Source organism: Streptomyces sp. NPDC005898, from assembly GCF_040629635.1.
Taxonomy (GTDB): Bacteria; Actinomycetota; Actinomycetes; order Streptomycetales; family Streptomycetaceae; genus Streptomyces.
In genome coordinates this window covers 234023-258024 of the sequence record NZ_JBEXWC010000006.1, presented here as the reverse complement: position 1 = coordinate 258024, position 24002 = coordinate 234023, and the positions used below count along the sequence as shown (strand labels likewise).

The window sequence follows — 24002 nt, the reverse complement described above, 5'->3', positions numbered from 1 at the left end:
GGATCACTCGACGATCTTCAGGAGCTTGTTGGGCGTGCCCTCGCTCGGGTTGGAGATCTTGTCCGGCGTGGCGCCGTCGGTCAGGGCCTTGGCGACGTCCGCGGGCTTGGCGTCCGGGTGGGCGGCGAGGTAGACGGCGGCGGCGCCCACGACGTGCGGGGTCGCCATCGACGTGCCGGAGATGGTGTTGGTGGCGTCGTCACCGGTGTTCCAGGCGGAGGTGATGTCCGAGCCGGGGGCGTAGAGGTCCACGGCGGGGCCGAAGTTGGAGAAGTCCGACTGCTTGTCGTCCTTGGTGGAGGAGGCGACCGTGATGGCCTCCCGCACGCGGGACGGGGAGCCCTGGGAGGCGTCGGTCGACTCGTTGCCGGCGGCCACCGCGAAGGTGACGCCCGAGGCGATCGCCTTGCGCACGGCCGCGTCGAGCGCCTCGTCCGCGCCGCCGCCGAGGCTCATGTTGGCGACGGAGGGGCCCTGGTGGTTCTTGGTGACCCAGTCGATGCCCGCGACGACCTGCTCGGTGGTACCGGAGCCCTGGTCGTCCAGGACGCGGACGGCGACGATCTTGGCCTTCTTGGCGACGCCGTGCGACTGGCCGGCGATGGTGCCGGCGACGTGCGTGCCGTGGCCGTTGCCGTCGTCGGCGTTGTCGTCGTTGTCGACGGCGTCGAAGCCGGAGGTCGCGCGGCCGCCGAAGTCCTTGTGGCTGACGCGGACGCCGGTGTCGATGACGTACGCGGTGGCGCCCTCGCCGGCCGCGTCCGGGTAGGTGTACTTGTCGTCGGCCGCGGTGTCCGTCTGGTCGATGCGGTCCAGGCCCCAGGACGGCGGGTTGTCCTGGGTGGCGTCGATGGTGAACTTCTTCGACTGGACGACCTTGCCGACGGCCGGGTCGGCGGCCAGGCGCTTGGCCTCGGTCTCGCTCAGGCCCTTGGCGGAGAAGCCGTTGATGGCGGAGGAGTAGGTGCGCTTCAGTTCGCCGCCGTACTCCTCGGCGAGCTTCGACTTGGCCGCCTTGTCGGCCTTCTCGTCGAGCATCACGATGTAGCTGCCGGCCACGGCGCCCTTGGCGTCCAGGCCGTACACCCTGCCCTCGGCGGGGGTGGCCGCGCCGGCGAAGGAGGTGGCGAATACGGTGACTCCGACCGCGGTGGCGGCGGTGGTGATCGCGGCGGTGAGCTTCATCGTGCGGGCACGCCTGTGAGTTGCCATGAAGAGGGGTCTCCTCAGTGCTGTGTGGGGGGAATGTGGGGGGTATTCAGCTGTCTGCCCAGGGGTGCGCCGCGGCGGGAAGTTCCTCGGCACGTCCCCTGAGGCCCGGAAGATCTCCGGGTGTTGGGACGAAACCCTGACCGATTGACGCGCGCAGATCAATACCTACATGCAGCTGTGACTTGTTCAACAAGGTTCCGTAATGACAAACCGGCTCTCTTGCGGTGGAACCTGACATCTCACGGGCCGACAACGGCAACTTCCAGCCACAGCAGCCACTTTGCGCCCCACACGCACCACCGGGCGGGCTGGAGTGACCAGCCCGCCCGGCGCGAGTTCTCTCCGTCTTCCAGGCCTTCCCGGCCTTCCTAGACCGCGGTGGCGACCTTCTGCTCCTCGAAGGAGTCGATCGTCCGCGTGAAGTCCCGTGTGGAGAGCAGCAGTTTGTAGATGATGGCCAGTTCGAAGACCAGCAGCAGGGCGCCGGCGACGATCGTCGCGGGCATCACCACGTCGAAGAGCGGGCCGATGATGAAGACGCCCATCTGGAACTCGATGCCGCTCACCAGGTGCGCGCGGATGCGGTGGCGCAGCAGGAAGGAGCGGGCCCGCAGATAGGCGGGGAACTTCCGCCGGAACTCCTGGTGCAGGTCGATCACCTGGGGCTTCGGCGCCACCGGCGCCGCCTCCCCGTCGACATCCGCGCCCCGCGCCTCGGGAAGGTCGTACGCGGCCTCCCCTGCGGCCCGCTGGAGGTCCTGCTCGATGTCCGCCGAGGGGTTGTCGCGGAGCAGGTCCTCCATGAAGGCCACCTCCGCCTCGTTCTGCGCGCGCCGCGCGGCCCGCATGCGGGCCTTGATCTGCTTGCGCATGGTGTGGCGGATCTTGAAGATCTCCAGGGAGTTGATGTAGCGCAGGGTGTCGAGCGCCACGACGGCGAGCGCCAGCCAGATGTAGCGGGTGTCGCCGGTGCGCTCGTACTGGCCGCCCATGAGGGCGACGCCGCACACCATGACGCGGATCCGGTCGAAGACGAAGTCGAGCCAGGCGCCGAAGACGGAGCCCTGCCCGGTGAGGCGGGCGATCTTGCCGTCCATGCAGTCAAGGATGAAGCTGAAGTGGTAGACGACGGCGCCGAGGGCGAGCCACTTCCAGTCGCCGAACGCGAAGCACGCGGCCGAGCCGAGACCGAGGAGGAAGGCGCCCCAGGTGATCTGGTTGGGCGTGATCCTCGTGCGCATCGCGGTGCATCGCACGAGCGGGGTGGCGACCGGGTCGACAAGCAACACGGTCCACCACGCGTCGCGCTTCTTCTGGGTGATGCGACGCACCTCGGCGAGGGGCGGTATGTCTCGACGCATGGGGGTCAACTTCCTGGCGTTCGACGAAAGTTCATCTCACGCTAGGGAGTGATTCACCCCAGGAACAAGATCTACGGAGTGCAACCTTTCACCGGGGGTAACGGTCAACCTTTCGCGCTGAGTCCATGGCCATTCCAGGACATTGGGCGTGTTACCAGAGTGTTATCGAATGGAGGGAACGGCCGACCCCTCACGGAGCGTCACTTCAGGGCCCCTCCGTCCGCGCCGCCGTCCCCGGCCCCTTCGGCCGCCTCGTTGTACCGCAGCAGATACTCCGCGAACCGCGCCAGGTCCGGCCCGCTCCACTCGGCGAGCCGCTCCTGGAACGCGACCCGGCGCGCGGCGCCGACCTGCGCCAGCACCTCGTGACCGCGCGCGGTGAGGTGCAGGACGTGGACCCGGTGATCGGCCGGGTCGAGCCGCCGCTCGACGAGTCCCGCCTTCTCCAGGGTCCCGACCTGCCGGCTGATCGTCGATTTGTCGAGGGTGTAGTGCGCGGCCAGGTCCGTGGCCCGGCAGCCGCCCTGGTGCTCCAGGTGACCGAGCAGCGTGAACGAGACGAGCGACAGCTCGGGGTGCATGCGCGCGGCGGTGGCGCGCGCCCGCCGGGCGAACGCCGTCATCTCGCGCTGGATGACCTCGATGGACTCATCCCGCGCCGCCGGCTCGGACCTGTCTCGATCGGTCACAGTTTTTCCCTCTCCGCGAATGGTTGTAGAGTACAACATTAGAGAGAGTTGCATATACCAACCATCGGAGTCCCCCCATGTCCGCCACCGCGGCAGCCGCCCCTCGAACACGTGACGCCCTGCGCCATGTCCTCCTCCACCTGGTGACCCCCCTGCTGATGTGTCTCGGCATGGGCCTCGCCTACATGGGCGCGTTCGTCACGCCCGAGCCGCACGACATGCCGATCGCCGTCGTCGGCTCGGGCCCGCGGGCCGAGGCCCTCGCCCGCACCGTCCAGGACAAGGCGGGCGACGCGCTCGACGTACGCACCCTCGCCGACCGCGAGCAGGCCGTCGCCGCGCTCAAGTCCCTGGACATAGCCGGGGCCTACCTCCCGGACGCGAAGGCGCCCGAGCTGATCGTGGCCTCCGCCGGATCCGACATGAGCGCGCTGGCCGTGCAGAAGATCTTCACGCCGGTCGCGGCGGAGCAGGGCCTCCCGCTGAAGGTCACCGATGTGGCCAAGCCGGTCTCCGACGACCCCACCGGGCAGGGCCTGTTCTTCCTGCTCGTCGCCGTCAGCATCGGCTCCTACGCCTCGGTGGCGGTACTCGGCGCGGCGGGCGCGGCGCTGCGGATGCGGGTCCGCGCCGCTCTCGTGGTGGGCGTCTCCTTCGCGGTCAGCCTGATCGGCGCGGCGCTCGCGGGGCCGGTCTTCCACCTGGCGCACCAGGGCCTGTGGGGCGTGTGGGCGATGTCGTGGCTGTACTCGGCCGGGGTCCTGTTCATCGGCGTGGGCCTGCACACCTTCCTGAAGCGCTGGACGACGCTGACGATGATGGTGCTGTTCGTGATGCTGAACTTCACGACGTCCGGCGGGCTCTTCCGGCCCGAGCTGCAGAACGGCTTCTTCGGCTCGCTGCACGCGTTCTGGAACGGCGCCGGCTTCGTCGAGGGAATCCGCGGCCACCTGTACTTCGGCGGTCACGACCTCGGCCGGCACGTCATGACGCTGGCCGCCTGGCTGGTCCTCGGCCTGCTGATGACCGCCGTCGCGGGGCTGTGGGAGCGGCGCCGGCGCCCGGCCCCCGTCGCCGCCGCCACCCGCGAGGCGGACCAGGAGGAGGAGATGGAGGAGTCGGTCGCGGTGTGAGCTGCGGCTCGCCCCACAGCCCGCTGGTCCGGCGACCCCGGCGGCCCGCTACGAGGCTTCGCCCCGCCCCCCGGCGCCGGGCCGGACGCGGCTCAGCGCTGGTACCGGGCGAGGACCAGGTTGCCGTCCTCGACCAGCCGCTCGCGCAGCTCGGGGAGGCCGATCGCGCCGCTGTAGTACTCCTGGAGCGCCGGGGTGGCGACCTTGTCCTTCCACTCCGGATAGCCCCGCACGGACTGGGCGGGGGCCGAGCGCAGGTGTGCGGCGAGGGCGGTGCCCACCGCCCAGTCGTTCTCCGTCGTGTGCAGCGCGCGGTCCTTCAGCGCCTCCTGGCCGGTCGGCAGCATCCAGTCGCCGCGCGCCAGCCGGACCATGTTCCGCGGCTGGAGGAAGAAGTCGAGGAACGCGGCCGCCTCCTTCTTGTGCGGGCTGTCCTCTGCGACGGACAGGGTCTGCGGGCTGACCCCCTGGGTGAGCCCCTCGGGCCCGGCGGGCGCGGGCAGCACCTGCCAGTCGAAGCCCTCGGGGGCCTGCTGGGCGAGCTGCTGGCGGTAGGAGAACCCGAGCGGGACCATCGCGTACTTCCCGCCGAAGAAGCCGGGCAGGGTGTCGGAGCCTCCCATGCCGAGGGTGGTGGCGGAGGCGCTCTTGTCGCCGTTCACCTGGTCGTGGACCGTGCGCGGCACGGTCTCGTCGGCCTGGTCGAAGCGGACCTCGACCTTGCCGTCCGCACCCCGGTGGAACATCTTGCCGCCGGTCGACAGGGAGAGGTTGAGGGTCGCCGAGACCGGTTCCTTCAACGGCCAGGCGACGCCGTACTTCCCCTCGTCCGCGTCGCCCAGTTCCCTGGTGACGTCCCGGAACTCGGCCCAGCTCCAGGGCTTGTCGGGGGTGGGGACGCGTACGCCCGACTTCTTCAGCCACGTGGCGTTGGCGACCAGGACGCGCGGCTCCTGGAGGAACGGCACGCCGTAGACCTTGCCGCCGAACGTCGTCGTCCGCCAGCTGCGCCGGGGGATGTCGGACTTCAGGCGGTCGGGCAGCAGCTCGCCGAGATCCGCGAGATAGCCGCCGTACGCGAAGTCGGCGAGGTCGTCGGAGGCGTCGTGGATGATGTCCGGCGCCTCGCCGCCCTCGAAGGAGGTGAGCAGCTGGTCGTGGACGCTGTCCCAACTGCCCTGGACGTACTCGACCCGCACGTCGGGGTGCGTGGCGTTCCACTGGGCGACGAGGGCCTTGTTGGCGTCGACGGACTCCTTCTGCCAGGCCAGGGACTGGAACCGGAGGGTGATCTTCCCGTCGTCGTCGCCGGAGTCGCCGCCGCACCCGGTGAGCAGCAGGGCGAGGGCCGTGGCGGCCGCGGTCAGCATGCGGGGTGCCGTGCGCATCAGGCCTTCACCGCCCCGGCCAGCATGCCGCTCGTGAGCCGCTTCTGGATGATCGCGAAGAGGACGAGCGAGGGCAGGGTCGCGAGGAACGCCGCGGCGGCGAGCGGCCCGAGGTCGGCGACGCCCTCCGCGCCGATGAAGCGGTTGAGGACGACCGGCAGTGTCTGCTTCTCGGGGGTCTTCAGCAGGACGAGCGCGAAGAAGAACTCGTTCCAGGCGGTGATGAAGGCGAACATCGCCGTGGCCACGATGCCGGGGGCGAGCAGCGGCGCGACGACGGAGACGAACGTCCGCACCTTGCTCGCGCCGTCCACCGCCGCCGCCTCCTCCAGCTCGGCGGGCACCGCGCGGACGTATCCGACGAGCATCCACAGGGCGAAGGGCAGCGACCACACCACGTACACCATGACCAGGCCGGTCAGTGAGTTGATCAGGTGGAGGTTCTTCAGGATCAGGAAGAGCGGGATGATGATCAGTACGAACGGGAACGCCTGGCTGATCACCACCCAGCCGGTCGCCGCCTTCGCCAGGCGGGTGCGGTGCCTGGCCATGACGTACGCCATCGGTGTGGCGACGACGACCGCGATCAGGGCCGCGCAGAGCGCCGCGAGCAGGGAGTTGCCGGCGGCCCGCAGGAGCGGCTGCTCGTCGAAGGCCTGCCGGAAGTTGTCCAGCGTGGGGTTTTTCGGGATCCAGGTGGGGTGCAGGCTGCCCAGTTCACGGGCGGGTTTGAAGGCCGTGGAGATCAGCCAGAGGAACGGGAAGGCGAGGAAGACCAGATAGGCGGCGAGCGCCGTGTACTGCGCGGCGCGCGCGGACTTGTTGGTGCGCGTCACGTCTCGTCGCCTCCTTTCAGCCGGCCCACGAGGTAGCAGGCGAGGATCACGGAGATGACGGCGACCATCACGCAGCCCATGGCGGCGGCGTAGCCGAACTGGCCGTAGCGGAAGGCCTCTTCGTAGGCGAAGAGCATGGGCAGGCGCGTGCGGCCGCCGGGGCCGCCCTGGGTCAGGACGTAGACCAGGGCGAAGGAGTTGAAGTTCCAGATGAAGTTGAGCGCGGTGATGGCGAGGGCGACCGGCTTGAGGGCGGGCCAGGTGACGGTGCGAAAGCGCCGCCAGGCGCCCGCGCCGTCCATCGCGGCGGCCTCGTGCAGCTCGCGCGGCGTGTTCTGGAGCCCGGCGAGCAGGGCGACGGTGGTCTGCGGCATGCCCGCCCAGACGCCGACGACGATCACGGCGAAGAGGGCGGTGGCCGTGCCGGTCAGCCAGTCCTCGCCGTCGCCGAGGCCGAGGTCGGCGAGCGTTTCGTTGAGGATGCCCGCGTCGGGGTGGTAGACGAGGCGCCACATGATGCCGACGACCACCTCGGGCATCGCCCAGGGGATGATCGCGAGGGCCCGCGCCAGCCAGCGGAAGCGCAGATTCTGGTTGAGCAGCAGGGCGAGGCCGAGCGCGAGCAGGAACTGCGGCACGGTGACGCCGGCCGCCCACAGCAGGCCGATCCGGAACGAGTCCCAGAACAGCGTGTCGTGCAGCAGGTCCTGGAAGTTGAGGGCGCCGATCCACCGGGTGGGCTCGGTGCGGCCCGACTGGGAGTCGGTGAAGGCCAACGCGATGCCGTACAGGAGCGGGCCGACGCTCAGGACGAGGATCGGGATCAGCGCGGGCAGCACCAGGAACCACGCGCCGTGGTCCGCGACGGCCCGGTGCGGCGCGCGTGGCGCTGACCGCTTCGTCGCGGTCGCCAAGGTCACGGATTCGGCTCCTTCGGGCGGCTCGTACGGTCCGGCCGCCCCGGCGGCCCCCGTCATCGTGCTGACGCGGTCCTGATACGTCAAGGAGGTGCGCGTCCCCCGTACGCCTGGTGGCCTGTGCGAATGCGAGACTGTCGGCGAACGGGGCACCGGGTGCGGGAGGCACGGATGGACGAGGCACGGGCGCGGCACGTACTGGAGGCGGCCGATCTGCCGGTTCCGGTGGGCGGGGCCGAGCTGCTGGCGCTCGGCGAGAACGCGGTGTTCGGCGCCGACGGCCTCGTCGTCAAGGTCGGCCGCGCCGCCCCCGGGCTCCTCGACCGGGCCCGTCGCGAGCTGGGCGTCGCGGCCTGGCTGGAGCGGGCCGGCGTCCCCGCCGTTCGGGCCGCCGAGGCGGAGCCCCGGGTCGTGGACGGGCACCCGGTGACACTCTGGCACCGGCTCCCGGCTGCCGTGCGGCCCGCCGAGCCGCGTGACCTCGCCGCGCTCCTGCGGGCCGTCCACGAACTGGCCCCGCCCTCCTTCGCCCTGCCGCGCCGTGAACTGCTCGGCGGTGTGGAGCGCTGGCTGCGCCTGGCGGGCGGCGCGATCGACCCCGCCGACGCGGACTATCTGCGCGCGCGCAGGGACGGCTTCGCCTCCGCCGCCGCCGCGCTGACGCCGCACCTGGCGCCGGGTCCGATCCACGGCGACGCGCTGCCCCGCAACGTCCTGGTCGGCCCGGACGGGCCGGTCCTGGTGGACCTGGAGACCTTCTCCTTCGACCTGCGCGAGCACGACCTGGTCGTCATGGCCCTCTCCCGCGACCGGTACGGCCTGGCGCCCGAGGCGTACGAAGGCTTCGTGCGCGCCTACGGGTGGGACGTACGGGAGTGGGAGGGCTGCGCGGTGCTGCGCGGGGCCCGGGAGACGGCCAGCTGCGCGTGGGTCGCCCAGCACGCGCCCGCCAACCCCAAGGCGCTGACGGAGTTCCGCCGCCGGGTGGCATCCCTGAGGGACGGCGACACGGCGGTGCGGTGGTACCCCTTCTGAGCCCGGGCGGCGCGACACCGGACCGGTGACGAGCCGCCCTGGGGATATTCCCCCCTTCCGGGCGTGGGGTGTGCCGGATGGCCTCTCGTCGGGGGCGAATCCAGCGTTCAGACATGACTTGGACTCCGCGAAAGCGCCTCGCCGTGTCACTCGGTGTCGCCGCGCTGCTCGCCGCGGAGGTGGCCACTACCGTCGCCCGGCCCGCCCGCCCCTCCCCCGCGGAGCAGTTACGTCGGGACACCGAGGCGATCCACGCCCTCGGTGTCAGCGGTGTGCAGGCCCGCACGATCGCGCCTGACGGTCGGCAGACGGTGGCCACCAGCGGCACCGCCGACCTGAACACCGGCCGCCCCATCGCTTCCGACGGCTATTTCCGCATGGCCAGCACGTCCAAAGACGCTGGTCGCCACCGTGGTCCTCCAGCTGGAGGCCGAGAGAAGGCTGTCCCTGGACGACACGGTCGACCACTGGCTGCCCCACGTGGTGCGGGGCAACGGCAACGACGGCCGCCGGATCACCCTCCGCCAACTGCTCCGGCACACCAGCGGCATCCACGACGACCTGCCCGGATACACCACGCCGGAGGAGTAGCGCCACGACGTCTACGGCCCCGAGCAGTTGGTGGCCCGCGCCCTGGCTCACGCGCCGGACTTCCGGCCCGGCAAGGACTGGGCGTACTCGAACACCGGCTATGTCCTGCTCGGCAGGATCATCCAGAAGGCCACCGGGCACTCCGCGCACCAGGAGATCGAAGATCGCGTCCTGCGCCCGCTCGGCCTCGACCAGACCAGGTGGCCGGGCACCTCGCCCACCCTGCCCCGGCCTCACGCCCAGGCGTACCAACTCTTCGGCCCCGGCTCGCGGGTGAACGTCACCGACCAGATACCGGTGGACCACGAGACCCTTTCGTGGGTCACGACCACGCGGGACGAGAACCACTTCTTCCGCGCGCTGCTCTCGGGCCGCCTGCTGGGCCGCCACCGGGTCAGTGCGAGTCGGCGGGGACGGGTGCGAGTCGGTAGGCGCCCTCATGGGTGACGACGCGGCCGGCGGTGGGCGGCGCGAAGTGGGTGCCCAGGACGAGGGTGCGCGTACCGGCGAGCGAGCCGAGCAGCGCGCGGCGCGAGGCCTCGGACTGCTCGGGTTCGATGTCGACGCAGGCTCCGATGGTGGGGTGGGCGAGCTGGACGGGGTGGTGGACGCAGTCGCCGGTGATCAGAGCGGTCTCCCCGCGGCTGGTCAGCTCGACGGCGACGTGGCCGGGGGTGTGCCCGGGGGTGGGGATCAGGCGCAGGCCCGGGAGAACTTCGATCCCGTCGGCGGGGACGTCGACGAGGTCGAGCAGCCCCGCCTCCTCCACCGGGATCACGGAGTCGCGGAACATCTGCTCGCGCGCCTCCTCCATGTCGTACCCGACCCAGAACTCCCGCTCGACGCGGGAGGTGACGTAGCGAGCGTTGGGGAAGGTGGGAACCCACTCGCCGTTCACCTCGTGGGTGTTCCAGCCGACGTGGTCGGCGTGCAGGTGGGTGAGGATCACCAGGTCGACGGAGTCCGGGGGGAACCCGGCGGCGCTGAGGCGCTGAAGGTAGTCGGTGTTCAGAGCATGCCAGGCGGGGTTGGCCCGTTCCTTGCCGTTGCCGATGCCGGTGTCCACCAGAATGCGCAGCCCGCCGACGGTGAACGCGAAACTGTGGCTGTCGAGGCGCAGGATGCCCTCGTCGTCGGCGAAGTCCGGGCGCAGCCAGTCCTGTCCGGCAACGACGTCCGGGGTGGCGCCGGGCAGCAGCCACGGTCCGGTGGCCGGCGGCAGCCGGATCTCGTCGATGCGGTGGACGGTGACGTCGCCCACGGTCCAGGAGGGGATGGCGGTCGGGCCGGTGGCCGGTGCGGTGCTCATGATCGGTCGTTTCCCTTGCTCTCGCTCATCTCGTTACGGAAGGTCGTCTCGTTACGGAAGGTCGTCTCGTTACGGAAGGTCGTCGTGTGCGCTGTGGGCTGCCCCGCGTCTCGACATGGCGAGTGCGGCCAGGGCCGTGACGGCGAGCAGGGCGGCGGCGATGGCGTAGGCAAGCGCGGTGGTGCGCAGCCCGTAGTGCTGGGTGGCGGCGCCCGCGGCGATGGCGGGCAGGCTCATGGACAGGTAGCTGAGGACGTAGTAGGCGGCCAGGGTCGCGGCGCGGTCCTGCTCGCCGATGGAGGCGAGCGTCATGCGCAGCGCCCCTTGGGAGACGGCGCCGAAGGCGACTCCGGCCAGGGCCGCGCCGCCGTAGACGGCGGGCAGGCCGACGCCGTGCAGACCGAGCAGGCTCAGGGCCGCGGACGGGATGACGGCCAGGCTTCCGCCGGTGACGGCGGGGCGCGGCGCCGTGCTCCGCAGTGTCCACACGGTGAGCGTGGCCGCGGCGGTGAGTACGAAGAAGATCAGGCCACCGGCCGTCTGTGAGGCATCTGAGGCCACGAGGCGCACGAGCGCCGGTCCGAGGGAGGAGTAGAAGCCGCCCAGCGCCCAGACGGCGACGACAGCGGCGCCGACCGCCAGCAGGGCGCTGCGCGCCGACGGCGGCACGGCGAGGTGAGGGCGCAGCGATCGCAGGGCGCCGGTGTGCGGGCGGGCCGTCTCCGCGGTGAACGTGACCGCGATCGCCTGGGCGGCGAAGAGGATCGACGGCAGGACGTACACGGTGACCGTGGGCGCGGGGGCGAAGCGGAGGAGGAGGGTGGAGGCGAGGACGCCGGCGGCCATGCCCGCCACGGGCGCGATGCTGTTGGTCAGGGCGGACCGGTCCGGACGCAGGGGGTCGTGAAGGTCGAGGAGGGCCGCTCCCGCGGCGCTGGTGGCCGCGCCGGTGGCCGCCCCCTGCAGTATCCGGGCGGTGATCAGCGCTTCGGCGCCGTCCGCCGTGGCCAGCATCAGCATGGCGGCGGCCTCCAGCAGCAGGGCGCCCACCAGGACGGGGCGCCGCCCGAGGTGGTCGGAGAGCGCTCCGGTGGTGAGCAGGGCCAGCAGCAGCGTCAGGGAGTAGGCGCTGAAGACCACCGTGATGGTGAGTGCGGACAGGTCCCAGGCGTCCTGGTAATGGGGGTAGAGGGGCGTCGGAGCACTGGATGCCGCGAGGAGGGCGGCCAGGATCGAGGCGGCCAGGACGAAGGACGCCGCGCGGTGGGTGTGCTGGGTGCGGGCTCCCGGATGACTGGATTGGGCGGGCGCGCGCGGTGTGACGGTGAGCATGGGACTCCTTGGGAGCTAAACGCAATGGGTTTGCGTTTAGCCACCGTAGGACTCTACAGTCGACTAAAGCAAACCCTTAGCTTTTGGCCTCGGAGGGTGCTCCGCCCCCTCCAGTCCTGAGGAGAGAACGTCCATGTCCGCCGCTGAACTCACGCCGTCGGAAACGGCCCGCTGGGCCGCCCACGCCGGGCTCCCGCTGCCTGCCGACCGCCACGCCCCGGTCGCGGCCACCGCCCACCACATCCACTCCGTCGTCGCGGTCCTGCGGGAGCTGGACTTCGGGGACACCCCGCCCGCCCCCGCCTACCGCGCCGAACAGGAGAACCACGATGCAGCCGTATGAACTGCCCCTGACCGCGGCCGCCGACGCGATCCGGGCCCGGCAGCTGTCCCCCGTCGAGCTGGCTGAATCCGTCCTGGAGCGCATCGAACAGGTGGAGCCGTACCTTCAGGCGTACGTCACCGTCACCGCCGAGCACACCCGCTGGGCCGCGCGCGAAGCCGCGAACGACATCGCGGCCGGTCGCTACCGCGGTCCGCTGCACGGCATCCCGATGGGCCTCAAGGACCTGATCGACGTCGCCGGAGTGGCGACGTCGGCCAGTTCCCGCGTCCGAGCCGACCACCGCGCCAAGGCCGACAGCGCCGTCGCCGCACGTCTGTCGGCGGCCGGAGCCATCCTGGTCGGCAAGACCCACACCCACGAGTTCGCCTACGGGCTGACCACCCCGCAGACCAGCAACGCCTGGGACACCGGCCGGGTCGCAGGCGGCTCCAGCGGCGGATCCGCCGTCGCCGTCGCCGCGGGCACCGCGACCTTCGCCCTGGGCACCGACACCGGCGGATCGATCCGGGTGCCCGCCGCGCTGAACGGGGTCGTCGGCCTCAAACCGACGTACGGCCTCGTGCCCCGCCACGGCGTCACGTCCCTGTCCTGGTCACTGGACCACGTCGGCCCCATCACCCGCACCGTCGAGGACGCGGCCCTGGTCCTGGCCGCCCTGGCCGGACACGACCCGCGCGACCCCGCGTCCCTCACCACTCCCGCCGTGGACTACCGGCCGGGCGGGGGCACGGACCTGACGGGGCTGCGCGTGGGCGTGCCGCGCAACTACTACTTCGATCACGTCGACGCGGAGGTGGAAGCCGCCGTCCGGCACGCGATCACCCAGCTTCAGGCCCTTGGCGCGCGCCTCGTCGAGGTCGAGATCCCCATGACCCGCTACATCCAGGCCACCCAGTGGGGCCTCATGGTGCCCGAGGCGACCGCCTACCACGAGAGCACCCTGCGCACCGCCCCCGAGCTCTACCAGGACGACGTCCGCATCCTCCTCGAAGCCGGCGAACTGATGCCCGCCGGGGACTACCTGCGGGCCCAGCGCGCCCGCACCCTCATGCGGCAGGAATGGGCACGCATGCTGCGGGAGGTCGACCTGATCGTCGCCCCCACCGTCCCGGCGACCGCGGTCGAGGCCGGCCAGGAGACGATCACCTGGGCCGACGGCACCGTCGAGGGCGTATCCGACGCCTATGTACGCCTCTCATCCCCTGCCAACATCACCGGGGTGCCGTCCCTGTCCGTCCCCGTCGGCCACGATGCGGCAGGCATGCCGATCGGCATGCAGCTGCTCGGGCGACCGCTCGCGGAGAGCGCGCTCCTGCGAGTCGGCCAGGCCTACGAGCAGACCCAGCCCGCCCGCGAGCTCGCGCGCGCAGCGTGAACGAGCGCTTGGGCCCCGCCTCCCCACTCGGCCGGACCCGAAAGCGCCGTTCGACTCCGCTCGGCCAGGTGCCGCGAGAAGAAGGCCGTCGCACGGAGGGGGCAGGCCACTAGACGCAATGATTTTGCTTTAAGGTGGGCTGTATGAGCAGGCAGATGGTGCGCCCCGGCGGGCGCAGCGCCAGGGTCCAGGCATCGGTCCACGCCGCCGTACGCGAACTCGTGTCGGAAGCGGGCCGGGACGCCCTGACCGTACCGCTGATCGCCCAGCGTGCGGGCGTGACACCGTCGACGATCTACCGCCGCTGGGGGGATCTGCAGGAGCTGCTGTCGGACGTGGCGGTCGAGCGTCTGCGGCCCGACACCGCACCCGACGACCACGGCGCCCTGTCGTCCGACCTGACGGCCTGGGCCGAGCAGTTCCTCGACGAGATGGCCTCCCCCACCGGGCGGGCCTACATCCGCGACGCCCTGCTCGGCGACCCGGACGGCAGCAACGCCGGCCAGTGCTCGGCCTACGCCGCCGAGCAGATCGGCCTCGTCCTCACCCGCGCCACCGAACGCGGGGAGAAGACGCCCGAGGTCGAGACGGTCATCGACGGTGTCGTCGCGCCCATGATGTACCGCATCCTCTTCCGCCCGGACGGACTCGACGCCACGTACGCGCGCTGCCTCGTCGCAGAGGTCCTCGGCCGGACCGGCCCATGACCAGCTGATCGCACCGGCATGCCCCGTCGGCAACGCCTGCGCGAAAGCGCCGGCTTGCTCGCTCTCGCACCGCCGGCCCGGACCGCCAAAGCCGCGCCGTGGCACGGTCAGGACAGGTGGGGGTGGTGAACGTCCAGGAGTCAGCCGGTTAAGCGTTCGCACCTCCAGGGTGCGGTGCTGCGCGGCGATGTCCAGGGCCCGCTCGACGCGCTCGGCCGCGCCCGCAGCCACGCGGCCGATGTGCCGCTCCTCCCGCTCCGGGAGCGCCGTGAACGGCCCCGGCGCCCGGGTGACATGGGCGAGGAGCCACCGCGCGACGTACGGCGCCGCGGATCAGTGCCGCGCACCTCCCCCTCACCCTCCCAGGGCCCCCTGCGGGCTCACCTCGGCGATACCTCCCGCGTACGGCACCACCGGCCAGGCCGGCTCGATCGTCGCCTCGGGGTTCGAGGTCCGGCGCAGGTACCTCTGCAGGGAAGCCGCCTGCTCGGCCGCCGCACGTACCTGTAGATCGTGCAGTTCCGCCGGCCCCAGCGTGCCTATGGCCGCATGGGCGAGGCCCATGGATCGCGCGGCGCGCGCCGCGGCCACCGCGTCCGCGACCGCGTTGTGCGCGTCGTCGAGCGGCACTCCGTAGTGCTCGCAGAGCGCCTGGAGGTTTCTCGACCCCTTCCGATACCGGTCCACGTGCTTGTCCAGGACCAGCGGGTCGACGACGGGCGAGGGCGGGGCCCCTTCGCCCAACCGCTCGGCCAACGGCGCTATCCCGTGCCGTCTGCACTCGCGGTCCAGGAGCGAGAGGTCGTATCGCGCGTTCATCACCACCAGCGGAGTCCCCGAGTTCAGCACGTCGGCCACGGCCGAGGTGATCTCCTCGATCGCGGGAGGTGCCGCGACCCCGTGCCTGCGGGCGTGTTCCGTGGAGATGCCGTGGATGGCCGAGGCCTGTCGCGGGATGCTCACCCCCGGGTCGAGCAGCCAGGTCCGGGCCTTCGGCGGTCGGCCGTCCGCCTCCACGGCGACGACCGCCGCGGTGACGATCCGGTCGGTCTCGATGTCGGTCCCGGTGGTCTCCAGGTCGAAGGCCATCAACGGCCCGCTGGTCCAGCTCATCACAGGGCCCCGGCCTCGATCACCGCGCCGGTGACGACGCGCGCCTCGGCCGGATCCGTCCCCTTCGTCCCCAGGTCGAAACCGATCAGCAGCTCCCGGTGCCGGCCCATGCCCGCCCCCTTCTTTCGTGGTGCTTTCCCCCAGTGACCACCACGATCGCATGGGCCACTGACAATCCGAGGGGCACCTTCCGCTTCCGGCGGCCGGGGGCCGTCAGGACACCGGCCGCGAGTCCGCCCACGCCACCTCGAACTCCTCGCGATACGTGACGAAAAGGCCGCCCTCGCCCGGATCGCCCGATTTCACCACGCGGCCGCCGCCGCGCAGCACGAGCACCGGCGCCTCCATCCCCCGCGTCCTGCGCAGGTAGGACTGGACGACGGCGATGCCGTCCGCCCCGTCCCCGTCGACCAGATACGCGGTGAACCTCGGTGTCTCGTCGAAGACCTGGATCTCGAAGGCGCCCGGATCGCGCAGCCGCGCCCGCACCCGCCGCATGTGCAGGATGTTCATCTCGACCGAGCGGCTCAACTCGCCCTTCTTGATGCCCAGTTCCCGCTCCCTGCGCTTGACCGCGCTGCTCGCCGGGTTGAGGAACAGCAGCCGCACCCGGCACCCCGACTCGGCCAGCCGGACCAGGCGGCGCCCGGAGAAGTTCTGCGCCAGCAGGTTGAGCCCGATGCCGATCGCGTCCAGGCGCCGGGCGCCGCCGAAGATGTCCTCGGCGGGAAACTGCCGCAGCAGGCGCACGCGGTCCGGGTGCACCGCCACCACGTCGGCGTACCGGTCGCCGACCAGGTCCTCGACGGCGTCGACGGGAAGGCGGCGCGCGGAGGGCGTGTCGGTGCCCGCGCCGAGGATGTCCAGGAGCCTGGCCGAGGCCCGCTCCGCCTGCGCGAGGACGGCCTGCGAGAGGGCCCGGTTGCGCGAGACGACGTTCCGCGTGACCTCCAGCTCGTCCAGCGCCAGCTCGACGTCCCGCCGGTCGTCCAGGTACGGCTCGAAGCACGGCCAGTGCTGCACCATCAGCTCGCGCAGCTGCGGCAGCGTCAGGAAGCTGAGGACGTTGTCGTCGGCGGGGTCGAGCAAATACCCCTTGCGGCGGCTGACTTCGCGTACGGCGACGGCCCGCTGCACCCATTCCTGCCCCGCCGGGCCCGCCGCGGCGACCACCCAGTCCTCGGCGTGGACGGGTTCGTAGACGGGACGCAGAACAGCGGCCACGACCGCGCGCAGCCGCTGCTCCACCAGGTTCAGCCAGATGTAGGCCCGCCCGGCGCGCTGGGCGCGCGTACGGACCTCGCGCCAGGCGTCGGTGTCCCAGTCCAGTTCCGGTCCGATCTGGGACCCCGTCTCGATCGGCCGCGCCAAGGACACCGCTGAGGCGGGTACGTCCACGGAGCCCCCCTCGCGACCCTCGTCACCGGGGGCCGGCTCCCGCCCACCCGAGCTCACCCGCGCACCGCCTTTCGCTCCCCCGAGCCACTCCCCCGGTCAACGATCAAGGAAGGGTACTCCGGGAGCGGCGGGCGGTGCAGCCGGATGCGCCGGGTGGTTCCTCAACCGCCCATCGGAGGACGACCGTTCTGGTTCGACAGCTCCTGCGGAGTGAGCGGGCTCATAGCGGTGACATCGCGGGCGGCCAGCGAGAAGCCCTGCCAGTGGACCGGCATCGGCTGCTGGTCCTCGTCGCGGGCGATGTGGTGGAAACCGATGTGCACCCAGGTGATGGGGTGCGTCAGGGTCTCGCCGTTCGCCCACTTGTCGACGCTGTTCGGCGTGCCGTTCGGGCAGCCGATGTTGTTGCTCGCGTACTGCTCGCACTTCTTGTACTGCGTGAAGTACACGTCGTGCTTGGTGAAGGGCCGGCCCGCGTGCTTGTTGCTGGCCCCGGGGACGATCTCGTACGACCTGGGGTGGCCGTCCTTGTTCTTGCCCGTCCCGCTGACCACGCGCCACCAGCGCATGTCCTTGCGGTCGCCGGTCAGTTCCTTGGTGACCTTCGTGCGGGTCGTCCTCGTGGTCGGGCTGCCCTGGCCGGTGGGCGGGGTGACCTTGGAGTCGTACTGCTCCACCTTGGCCTTCGGGGAGCCGTCCAGGCCGAAGTTGAGCCGCCAGAAGACGTTGTGGGCGTGGCTCTCGGCCTTGGCCTGGTCGCCCTTGCCGATGGGCCAGCCCCGGTCGTCGCCGCCGTCGTAGTCGTAGGGCGAGAGGCTGCCCGTCGCGCCCACGTTGGAGGTGATGGTGCCGTCGGAGGAGAAGCGCCACTCGGTGATGTACTCGTACCAGGAGGCCTTGTTCACCGTGTACACGAGCAGGTCCTTGCCCTGACCCGTGAAGACCTTGCCGGAGCCGCCGGTGCTCTGGTCGTCGTTGAGGCGGTACGCGTGCCCCCGCGCGCGCGTGGTGGCGCACAGGCCCTTCACGTCCCCGCGGCCGGGGACCTTGACGGTCTTGATGGTGCCGCCGGGGCACTCGCCGGGCTGGAGGTTCTGCAGCGCCTGGCCGAAGTCGGTGCCGGTGACGTCGTCGTACTCGGCCTGGCCGTCGTCGTAGGGCACGTGCACCTGGGCGAGCCGGGCGCTGGTCAGGACGGGTATCGGCTTGGCCTCGCCCTTCGGCTGGTAGCTGATCTTGTCGAGGATCAGCCCGGAGAGCGTGTTGTAGTGCCAGCACATGCGCCAGGTGGTGCCGCCGTCGAGGGTCTGCTCGATCTGGTAGGCGGCGCTGCAGTCGGCCGCCGGGGCAGGGGCCTTGCCGGGCGGCCTGGGGGCGGCGGAGGCGGGAGCGGTGGCGCTCAGTGCGCCGCCGAGGAGCGCGGACACCGCGACGGCCAGTGCGGCCCCCTTGCGGGTGCGCGAGACTCTTGTGACGTGCATTGCTGAATGGACTCCCTCGTACGAGGAGAAGTTGGTGAGTGGTGTCCGGTGCGGACGGCCCGCGTCAGCGGGTGGACGGGCGCGGCCGACGGCCGCGTCAGCCGAGGCGGCCGACGGTGCGGGTGCTCAGGTCGACGACGAGGGCCCTGGTGTCGATCCACGGCCCGTTCTTGACCTTCGTGACGACCTGGAGGCACCGGTGCTCGCCGCACTCGGTGAGGTCGGAGGGCACCTGCTTCACGGTCTCCTTGCGGAAGACCATGCCGCTCAGCTGGAGCTGCTCCGGGCTCTTCAGCGCCTTGCCCGTGGCGTGCTCGAAGTCCTTCTTCAGGCCCTTGCCGAGCCGGTCGGCGATCAGGAGTCTGGCGCCCTCGGCCAGTTCCTCCTGGCTGGGCGGCGGCTGGACGTTCCGCGCGGTGGTCGTGTCGTCCACCTTGCCCGTCTCCAGGTTCACCGTCTTGGTGATGACGGCGTCCTTCTTGTAGTCGTAGTAGACGACCTCGGCCCTGCGCGGGGCCGCCGCCCCGGTGTCGGCCGGATCCGGCTCGCTGAGGTTCGTGGACAGCAGCTGCGGCCCGCGGTCGCCCTCCACGTCCCGGGCGCGGGCGCGCAGCTGCCCGGTGACCGACGCCTTCTCGGCCCGCTCGATCTCCTGATCGGTCAGCGGGTCGCTGCCGATGCCCTTGGCGCCCTCCCGGGGCGCGGCCTCCACGACGCCGTCCTTGGCGATGGCGTCCTGCTTTCCCGCCGCCGCGTTGGCGGGGCGGTCCCCCGACCCGCCCGAGCCCGACAGACCGGCGCCCACCAGCACGGCGGCCGCGGTCACCGCGACCGCCGAGCCCGCCACCACCTTCCCCAGGTGGCGTCCGACTATTTCACGCACTTACTCCCCCTACTCCCCTGGCGCCCCATTCGTGGGCATGCCAAGTATGTGGTCAGCCGGATAGACGGGTACAACTCCTGGGTGGTTGCCCCACTTTCGGGCAGACTCCGGCCAAAGTGGCCGGGGCCCTTGCGGGCGTGAGGGAAAGAGTCGTATTCATGCAGGTCTGGCCTGGGCAGGCATACCCCTTAGGCGCCACGTACGACGGTGCCGGCACGAATTTCGCGGTCTTCTCCGAGACCGCCGAGCGCATGGAGCTGTGCCTCCTGCACGACGACGGCTCGGAGACGGCCGTCGAGCTGCGCGAGTCCGACGCGTTCGTGCGGCACGCGTACCTCCCCGGCATCATGCCGGGACAGCGGTACGGCCTGCGGGTGCACGGGCCCTACGCACCCGAGCGCGGACACCGCTGCAACTCCGCGAAACTGCTGCTCGACCCGTACGCGCGCGCGGTGAGCGGGCGCGTCGACTGGGGTGAGGAGGTGTACGGCTACCACTTCGAGGACCCGGGCCGGCGCAACGACCTGGACTCGGCCCCGCACATGATGACGTCGGTGGTGGTCAACCCCTACTTCGACTGGGGCGACGACCGGCCGCCCCGCACGCCGTACCACGAGACCGTGCTCTACGAGGCCCATGTGAAGGGCCTGACCATGCTGCACCCCGACCTTCCGGACGAGCTGCGCGGCTCGTACGCGGCGCTCGGCCACCCGGCGATCATCGAGCACCTCACGCGGCTCGGGGTGACCGCGCTGGAGCTGATGCCGGTCCACCAGTTCGTGAACGACCACCGCCTGGTGGACATGGGCCTGAACAACTACTGGGGCTACAACACGATCGGCTTCTTCGCCCCGCACAACGCCTACGCCTCCTGGGGCGACCGGGGCGAGCAGGTCCTGGAGTTCAAGCAGGCCGTCAAGGCGCTGCACGAGGCGAACATCGAGGTGATCCTGGACGTCGTCTACAACCACACCGCCGAGGGCAACCACCTGGGCCCCACTTTGTCCTACAAGGGCCTGGACAACGCCTCGTACTACCGCCTGACGGACGATCCCCGCTACTACATGGACACCACGGGGACGGGCAACTCCCTCCTGATGCGCTCGCCGCACGTCCTCCAGATGATCATGGACTCGCTGCGGTACTGGGTCACGGAGATGCGCGTGGACGGCTTCCGCTTCGATCTGGCGGCGACGCTCGCGCGGCAGTTCCACGAGGTGGACCGGCTGTCGTCGTTCTTCGACCTCGTACAGCAGGACCCGGTGGTCAGCCAGGTCAAGCTGATCGCCGAGCCCTGGGACGTGGGCGAGGGCGGCTACCAGGTGGGGAACTTCCCGCCCCTGTGGACCGAGTGGAACGGCATGTACCGCGACACGGTGCGCGACCTGTGGCGGGGCGAACCGCGCACCCTCGCGGAGTTCGCGTCCCGGCTGACCGGCTCCTCCGACCTGTACCAGGACGACGGGCGCCGCCCCCTCGCCTCGATCAACTTCACCACCTGCCACGACGGCTTCACGCTGCACGACCTCGTCTCGTACAACGAGAAGCACAACCACGCGAACGGCGAGGACAACCAGGACGGCGAGAGCCACAACCGCTCCTGGAACTGCGGTGTCGAGGGCCCCACGGACGACCCGGACGTGCTGGCGCTGCGCGCCCGGCAGATGCGCAACCTCATCGCCACGCTCATGCTCTCCCAGGGCGTGCCCATGCTCAGCCACGGCGACGAGTTCGCGCGCACGCAGGGCGGCAACAACAACGCGTACTGCCAGGACAACGAGGTCGCGTGGGTGCGCTGGCCGGACGGCGACAGTCCGGTCCTGGACTTCACGCGCGCGATGGCGATGCTGCGGCGGGACCACCCGGTGTTCCGCCGGCGCCGGTTCTTCCACGGCCGCCCGGTGCAGGGCACCCGCGACGAGCTGTCCGACATCGCCTGGTTCACCCCGGAGGGGCGGGAGATGGAGCAGCACGACTGGGACGCCGCGCACGCGCGCGCCCTGACGGTGTTCCTGAACGGCAACGCGATCTCCGAGCCGGGCCCGCGCGGCGAGCGGATCAGCGACGACTCGTTCCTGCTGATGTTCAACGCCTCGCCCGAGCCGCTGGAGTTCGTGGTGCCGGTCGACCACGGCCGGCAGTGGCAGGTGGTGGTCGACACGGCCCGCCCGGAGGGGGTGCCGGTGGAGGCGGGCCCGAAGGTGGGGGCGGGCGACCGCCTGACCCTGACGGACCGCAGCCTGACGGTGCTCCAGCGACCGGCCTGAGCGCGCGACGGCGCCCTCGCGCGGGCCCGCGCGTGGGACGGCCGAGCGGACACGCGCGTGGGACGGCCGAGCGGACACGCGCGTGGGACGGCCGAGCGGGCACGCGTGTGGGGCGGCCGAGCGGACGCGCGTGTGAACGGATGACAGGAAAGCCGCCGGGACGGGTACGTACCTTCGCATGACGCCACAGCGCTCCCGTCCCGCGGTGCCGCCCACGCCGACCGCCACCTACCGGCTCCAGCTCCAGCCGGAGTTCCCCTTCGCCGCCGCCGAGGCGGCCGTGCCGCACCTCGCCGCGCTCGGCGTCTCGCACCTGCACCTGTCGCCGGTCCTGGAGGCGGTCCCCGGGTCGACCCACGGCTACGACGTGGTGGACCACGCGCGGGTGCGGGCCGAGCTGGGCGGCGAGGAGGGGCTGCGCTCCCTGGCGCGTACCGCCCGCGCGGCGGGGCTCGGCCTGGTGGTGGACATCGTGCCCAACCACATGGCGGCGGCCCCCCGGCACAATCACGCGCTCTGGGAGGTGCTGCGCGAGGGCCCCGGCTCTCCGTACGCGCGCTGGTTCGACATCGACTGGGAGGCCGGGGGCGGGCGCGTCCTGCTGCCGTTCCTCGGCGGCAGGCTCGGCGAGGAGCTGGCCTCGCTGCGGGTGGACGGCGACGTGCTGCGCTACCACGAACACGCGTTCCCGCTCCGGGAGGGCACCGAAGGGCTGCCGCTGCCCGAGCTGCTCGACGCCCAGTTCTACCGCCTGTCATGGTGGAGGCTGGCCCGTACAGAGCTGAACTACCGGCGGTTCTTCACCATCTCGGACCTGATCGGGGTGCGCGTCGAGGACCCTGAGGTGTTCGACGCGACCCACGGCAAGATCCTCGAACTGCTGCACGAGGGAGTCGTCGACGGGCTGCGGATCGATCACCCGGACGGGCTGGCCGATCCGGGTGCCTACCTCCGCACGCTGCACGAGGCGAGCGGCGGCCGCTGGACCGTGGTGGAGAAGATCCTCGCCGACGGCGAGCGGCTGCCGGCGGCCTGGCCGGTGGCCGGCACCACCGGCTACGACGCGCTGCGGCACCTCGACGGGGTCCTGGCCGACCCGGCGGGCGCGCGGGAACTGCTCGGCCACTACCGGCGCTTCGCCGCGCCGCCGGACGACCGGGGCGGCGACTGGGAGGCGACGGTGCGCCGCGCCGCGTACCGGGTGGTCACGCGGGAGCTGGCCGCCGAGGTGGACCGGCTCACACGCGAGGCCGCCGCGATCTGCGCGGCCGACCCCGGGCTGCGGGACCACGCGCCGTGGGCGCTGCGCACGGCCCTGCGGGAGCTGCTCGTACGGCTGCCCGTGTACCGGCCGTACGTGTCCGGGGGCGCCGCTCCCGAGACGGTGCTGACCCGGGAGGCGGCCGAGGAGGCCAAGGCGGCGTTCACCGTGCCCGAGGAGGCGGCGACGGTCGACGTCGTACGGGATCTGGCGCTGGGCCGGGCCGGGGCGGCGGAGGACCGGTCCCGGGAGGCGGTGGCCGGGTTCCGCGCGCGGTTCGCCCAGACCGCCTCGGCGTTGCGTGCCAAGGCGGTCGAGGACAGCGCCTTCTACCGGCACGCCCCGCTCCTGTCCGCCGCCGAGGTGGGGGGCGCGCCCGAGCGTCCCGCGGTCCCGGTGGCGGAGTTCCACGCGTACTGCGCGCGGGTGCAGCGGGACTGGCCCGCCACGGGGACGGTGCTGACGACGCACGACACCAAGCGCAGCGCCGACGTGCGGGCGGGCATCTCGGTCCTCACGCAGTGCCCGGGGCGCTGGGCGGACCTGCTGGCCGACCTGACGGAGCGGACGGCGCGCGAGAGCGGGGTGCGCGCGCCCGACCCCCAGGTGGCGTGGGCCGTCTGGCAGACCGCGCTGGGCTTCGGCCCCCCGGATGCCGCCCGGCTGCGGGACGCGCTGGTCAAACACGTGCGCGAGGCGGGTCTGCACACGAGCTGGACGGAGCCGGACGAGGCGTACGAGCGGGCGGTGACCGCCTTCGTGGAGGCGGGCCCGTGCGGAGCGCCGCGACACGCGGTGGCGTCCTTCGCGCGGGACCTCGCGCCCCATGTCCGGGCGAACGTCCTCGGGGCGGCGCTCCTGCATCTGACGATGCCCGGGGTGCCGGACCTCTACCAGGGGACGGAGGGCGAGTACCGCGCCCTGGTCGACCCGGACAACCGGCACCCCGCCCGCTTCGGCGCGGACGTCCTGGAGCGCCTGGAGGCGAAGCCGGGCAGCCGGGACCTCTCGGACGAGAAGCTGGCGCTCACCGCGGCGGCGCTGCGGCTGCGCGGGCGGCGCCCTGAGCTGTTCGGGGAGGCGGGGACGTACGAGCCGTTGACGGCCGAGGGCCCGGGCGCCGCGCACTGTGTGGCGTTCACGCGCTCCGGGGAGGTGGTGGTGGCGGTGACACGCCTGTCACTGCGCCTCGCGGAGGCGGGCGGCTGGCACGACACACGGCTGGCGCTTCCGGCGGGCCGGTGGACGGACCTGCTCGCCCCGGACCGGGAGTTCACGGGGGACGCCCCGGCGCGGACCCTCTTCGCGGAGTCCCCCGTGGCCCTGCTGCAACGGTCGTAGGCGGTGGCGCCGGGACCGGCGTTCGGG

General features: G+C 71.7%; 19 protein-coding genes and 2 pseudogenes. 8 read left to right on the top strand and 13 right to left on the bottom strand.

The genetic code is table 11. The features are described from left to right. Positions 1-3 precede the first annotated feature (3 nt). The 3 genes from ABZ385_RS11525 to ABZ385_RS11515 form a co-directional block, all read right to left on the bottom strand. Positions 4-1212 carry a S8 family peptidase gene (locus tag ABZ385_RS11525; RefSeq protein ID WP_358583497.1) on the bottom strand — a complete coding sequence of 403 codons (1209 nt, stop codon included), beginning with the start codon at positions 1210-1212 and terminating at the stop codon, positions 4-6. 368 nt (positions 1213-1580) lie between these two features. Then, positions 1581-2573, bottom strand: coding sequence for a CDP-alcohol phosphatidyltransferase family protein (locus ABZ385_RS11520; RefSeq protein WP_358583495.1), 993 nt, complete (start codon positions 2571-2573; stop codon positions 1581-1583). A gap of 200 nt (positions 2574-2773) precedes the next feature. Beyond that, positions 2774-3196 (bottom strand): MarR family winged helix-turn-helix transcriptional regulator, encoded by a 423-nt coding sequence (locus ABZ385_RS11515; protein ID WP_358583526.1) that lies wholly within the window; start codon positions 3194-3196, stop codon positions 2774-2776. 143 nt (positions 3197-3339) lie between these two features. Between ABZ385_RS11515 and ABZ385_RS11510 the strand changes: the two genes are divergently transcribed. Beyond that, the gene (locus ABZ385_RS11510; RefSeq protein ID WP_358911063.1) at positions 3340-4395 is read left to right on the top strand and encodes a hypothetical protein; all 1056 of its coding nucleotides are present in this window, start codon (positions 3340-3342) and stop codon (positions 4393-4395) included. A gap of 92 nt (positions 4396-4487) precedes the next feature. Here the strand turns inward: ABZ385_RS11510 and ABZ385_RS11505 are convergent, their stop codons facing one another. Genes ABZ385_RS11505 through ABZ385_RS11495 form a run of 3 tightly spaced genes read right to left on the bottom strand, consistent with a single transcriptional unit; the run spans position 4488 to position 7539 of the window. Next, positions 4488-5786 carry a sugar ABC transporter substrate-binding protein gene (locus tag ABZ385_RS11505; RefSeq protein ID WP_358700141.1) on the bottom strand — a complete coding sequence of 433 codons (1299 nt, stop codon included), beginning with the start codon at positions 5784-5786 and terminating at the stop codon, positions 4488-4490. Beyond that, on the bottom strand, positions 5783-6619 hold the full coding sequence (locus ABZ385_RS11500) for a carbohydrate ABC transporter permease (RefSeq protein WP_358700142.1): 837 nt from the start codon (positions 6617-6619) through the stop codon (positions 5783-5785). Before ABZ385_RS11500 ends, ABZ385_RS11505 begins: the two co-directional genes overlap by 4 nt. Beyond that, entirely contained in the window at positions 6616-7539 is a 924-nt protein-coding gene (locus tag ABZ385_RS11495; protein ID WP_358911061.1) for a sugar ABC transporter permease, read from the bottom strand. The genes ABZ385_RS11500 and ABZ385_RS11495 overlap by 4 nt, the downstream gene beginning before the upstream one ends. Positions 7540-7707: 168 nt before the next feature. Between ABZ385_RS11495 and ABZ385_RS11490 the strand changes: the two genes are divergently transcribed. Further along, positions 7708-8571 carry an aminoglycoside phosphotransferase family protein gene (locus tag ABZ385_RS11490; RefSeq protein WP_358911059.1) on the top strand — a complete coding sequence of 288 codons (864 nt, stop codon included), beginning with the start codon at positions 7708-7710 and terminating at the stop codon, positions 8569-8571. A gap of 411 nt (positions 8572-8982) precedes the next feature. After that, positions 8983-9609, top strand: a pseudogene (locus tag ABZ385_RS11485) (serine hydrolase domain-containing protein). On the opposite strand, the gene ABZ385_RS11480 reads toward ABZ385_RS11485, so the two are convergent. Next, positions 9557-10471 carry an MBL fold metallo-hydrolase gene (locus ABZ385_RS11480; RefSeq protein WP_358697162.1) on the bottom strand — a complete coding sequence of 305 codons (915 nt, stop codon included), beginning with the start codon at positions 10469-10471 and terminating at the stop codon, positions 9557-9559. The pseudogene ABZ385_RS11485 and the gene ABZ385_RS11480 overlap by 53 nt on opposite strands. A 69-nt stretch (positions 10472-10540) precedes the next feature. Further along, positions 10541-11803, bottom strand: a complete 1263-nt coding sequence (locus tag ABZ385_RS11475) for an MFS transporter (RefSeq protein WP_358911057.1) — start codon at positions 11801-11803, stop codon at positions 10541-10543. Between the two features lie 133 nt (positions 11804-11936). Here ABZ385_RS11475 and ABZ385_RS11470 point away from each other — a divergent pair, with 133 nt between their 5' ends. From ABZ385_RS11470 to ABZ385_RS11460, 3 genes are all read left to right on the top strand, one after another. Beyond that, positions 11937-12146, top strand: coding sequence for a hypothetical protein (locus tag ABZ385_RS11470; protein ID WP_358583482.1), 210 nt, complete (start codon positions 11937-11939; stop codon positions 12144-12146). Beyond that, positions 12133-13524 (top strand): amidase, encoded by a 1392-nt coding sequence (locus tag ABZ385_RS11465; RefSeq protein ID WP_358911055.1) that lies wholly within the window; start codon positions 12133-12135, stop codon positions 13522-13524. The genes ABZ385_RS11470 and ABZ385_RS11465 overlap by 14 nt, the downstream gene beginning before the upstream one ends. Before the next feature lie 143 nt (positions 13525-13667). Beyond that, positions 13668-14231 carry a TetR/AcrR family transcriptional regulator gene (locus ABZ385_RS11460; RefSeq protein ID WP_358583478.1) on the top strand — a complete coding sequence of 188 codons (564 nt, stop codon included), beginning with the start codon at positions 13668-13670 and terminating at the stop codon, positions 14229-14231. A gap of 354 nt (positions 14232-14585) precedes the next feature. On the opposite strand, the gene ABZ385_RS11455 is transcribed toward ABZ385_RS11460, so the two are convergent. The 5 genes and pseudogenes from ABZ385_RS11455 to ABZ385_RS11435 form a co-directional block, all read right to left on the bottom strand. Further along, positions 14586-15344, bottom strand: coding sequence for an exonuclease domain-containing protein (locus tag ABZ385_RS11455; protein WP_358697167.1), 759 nt, complete (start codon positions 15342-15344; stop codon positions 14586-14588). 14 nt (positions 15345-15358) lie between these two features. Further along, a pseudogene (locus ABZ385_RS11450) lies at positions 15359-15454 on the bottom strand (3'-5' exonuclease); the annotation flags it as partial. Positions 15455-15557: 103 nt separating this feature from the next. Further along, positions 15558-16799: an SAV2148 family HEPN domain-containing protein gene (locus tag ABZ385_RS11445; RefSeq protein ID WP_358911054.1), complete on the bottom strand. Its 1242-nt coding sequence runs from the start codon at positions 16797-16799 to the stop codon at positions 15558-15560. Between the two features lie 104 nt (positions 16800-16903). Then, positions 16904-18223 carry a copper amine oxidase gene (locus ABZ385_RS11440; protein WP_358911053.1) on the bottom strand — a complete coding sequence of 440 codons (1320 nt, stop codon included), beginning with the start codon at positions 18221-18223 and terminating at the stop codon, positions 16904-16906. 97 nt (positions 18224-18320) lie between these two features. Continuing rightward, complete coding sequence (locus ABZ385_RS11435; RefSeq protein ID WP_358697172.1) at positions 18321-19106, bottom strand: Tat pathway signal sequence domain protein; 786 nt, start codon at positions 19104-19106, stop codon at positions 18321-18323. A gap of 158 nt (positions 19107-19264) precedes the next feature. On the opposite strand from ABZ385_RS11435, the gene glgX reads away from it, so the two are divergent. Together glgX and treY are read left to right on the top strand one after the other, a co-directional pair. Next, a complete protein-coding gene (gene glgX, locus ABZ385_RS11430) occupies positions 19265-21373 on the top strand; it encodes a glycogen debranching protein GlgX (protein WP_358697174.1) in 2109 nt (702 codons plus the stop codon). Positions 21374-21551: 178 nt separating this feature from the next. Beyond that, positions 21552-23975: a malto-oligosyltrehalose synthase gene (gene treY, locus ABZ385_RS11425; RefSeq protein WP_358911052.1), complete on the top strand. Its 2424-nt coding sequence runs from the start codon at positions 21552-21554 to the stop codon at positions 23973-23975. Positions 23976-24002: the final 27 nt, after the last annotated feature.

Excerpts from the sequence above, each read along its gene's own strand:
- ABZ385_RS11440 (WP_358911053.1), bottom strand. The coding sequence starts at position 18,223 with ATGCACGTCACAAGAGTCTCGCGCACCCGCAAGGGGGCCGCACTGGCC.
- treY (WP_358911052.1), top strand. The coding sequence starts at position 21,552 with ATGACGCCACAGCGCTCCCGTCCCGCGGTGCCGCCCACGCCGACCGCC.
- ABZ385_RS11515 (WP_358583526.1), bottom strand. The coding sequence starts at position 3,196 with ATGACGGCGTTCGCCCGGCGGGCGCGCGCCACCGCCGCGCGCATGCAC.
- ABZ385_RS11470 (WP_358583482.1), top strand. The coding sequence starts at position 11,937 with ATGTCCGCCGCTGAACTCACGCCGTCGGAAACGGCCCGCTGGGCCGCC.
- ABZ385_RS11455 (WP_358697167.1), bottom strand. The coding sequence starts at position 15,344 with ATGAGCTGGACCAGCGGGCCGTTGATGGCCTTCGACCTGGAGACCACC.
- ABZ385_RS11475 (WP_358911057.1), bottom strand. The coding sequence starts at position 11,803 with ATGCTCACCGTCACACCGCGCGCGCCCGCCCAATCCAGTCATCCGGGA.
- glgX (WP_358697174.1), top strand. The coding sequence starts at position 19,265 with ATGCAGGTCTGGCCTGGGCAGGCATACCCCTTAGGCGCCACGTACGAC.
- ABZ385_RS11490 (WP_358911059.1), top strand. The coding sequence starts at position 7,708 with ATGGACGAGGCACGGGCGCGGCACGTACTGGAGGCGGCCGATCTGCCG.
- ABZ385_RS11525 (WP_358583497.1), bottom strand. The coding sequence starts at position 1,212 with ATGGCAACTCACAGGCGTGCCCGCACGATGAAGCTCACCGCCGCGATC.
- ABZ385_RS11510 (WP_358911063.1), top strand. The coding sequence starts at position 3,340 with ATGTCCGCCACCGCGGCAGCCGCCCCTCGAACACGTGACGCCCTGCGC.
- ABZ385_RS11520 (WP_358583495.1), bottom strand. The coding sequence starts at position 2,573 with ATGCGTCGAGACATACCGCCCCTCGCCGAGGTGCGTCGCATCACCCAG.
- ABZ385_RS11465 (WP_358911055.1), top strand. The coding sequence starts at position 12,133 with ATGCAGCCGTATGAACTGCCCCTGACCGCGGCCGCCGACGCGATCCGG.
- ABZ385_RS11480 (WP_358697162.1), bottom strand. The coding sequence starts at position 10,471 with ATGAGCACCGCACCGGCCACCGGCCCGACCGCCATCCCCTCCTGGACC.
- ABZ385_RS11460 (WP_358583478.1), top strand. The coding sequence starts at position 13,668 with ATGAGCAGGCAGATGGTGCGCCCCGGCGGGCGCAGCGCCAGGGTCCAG.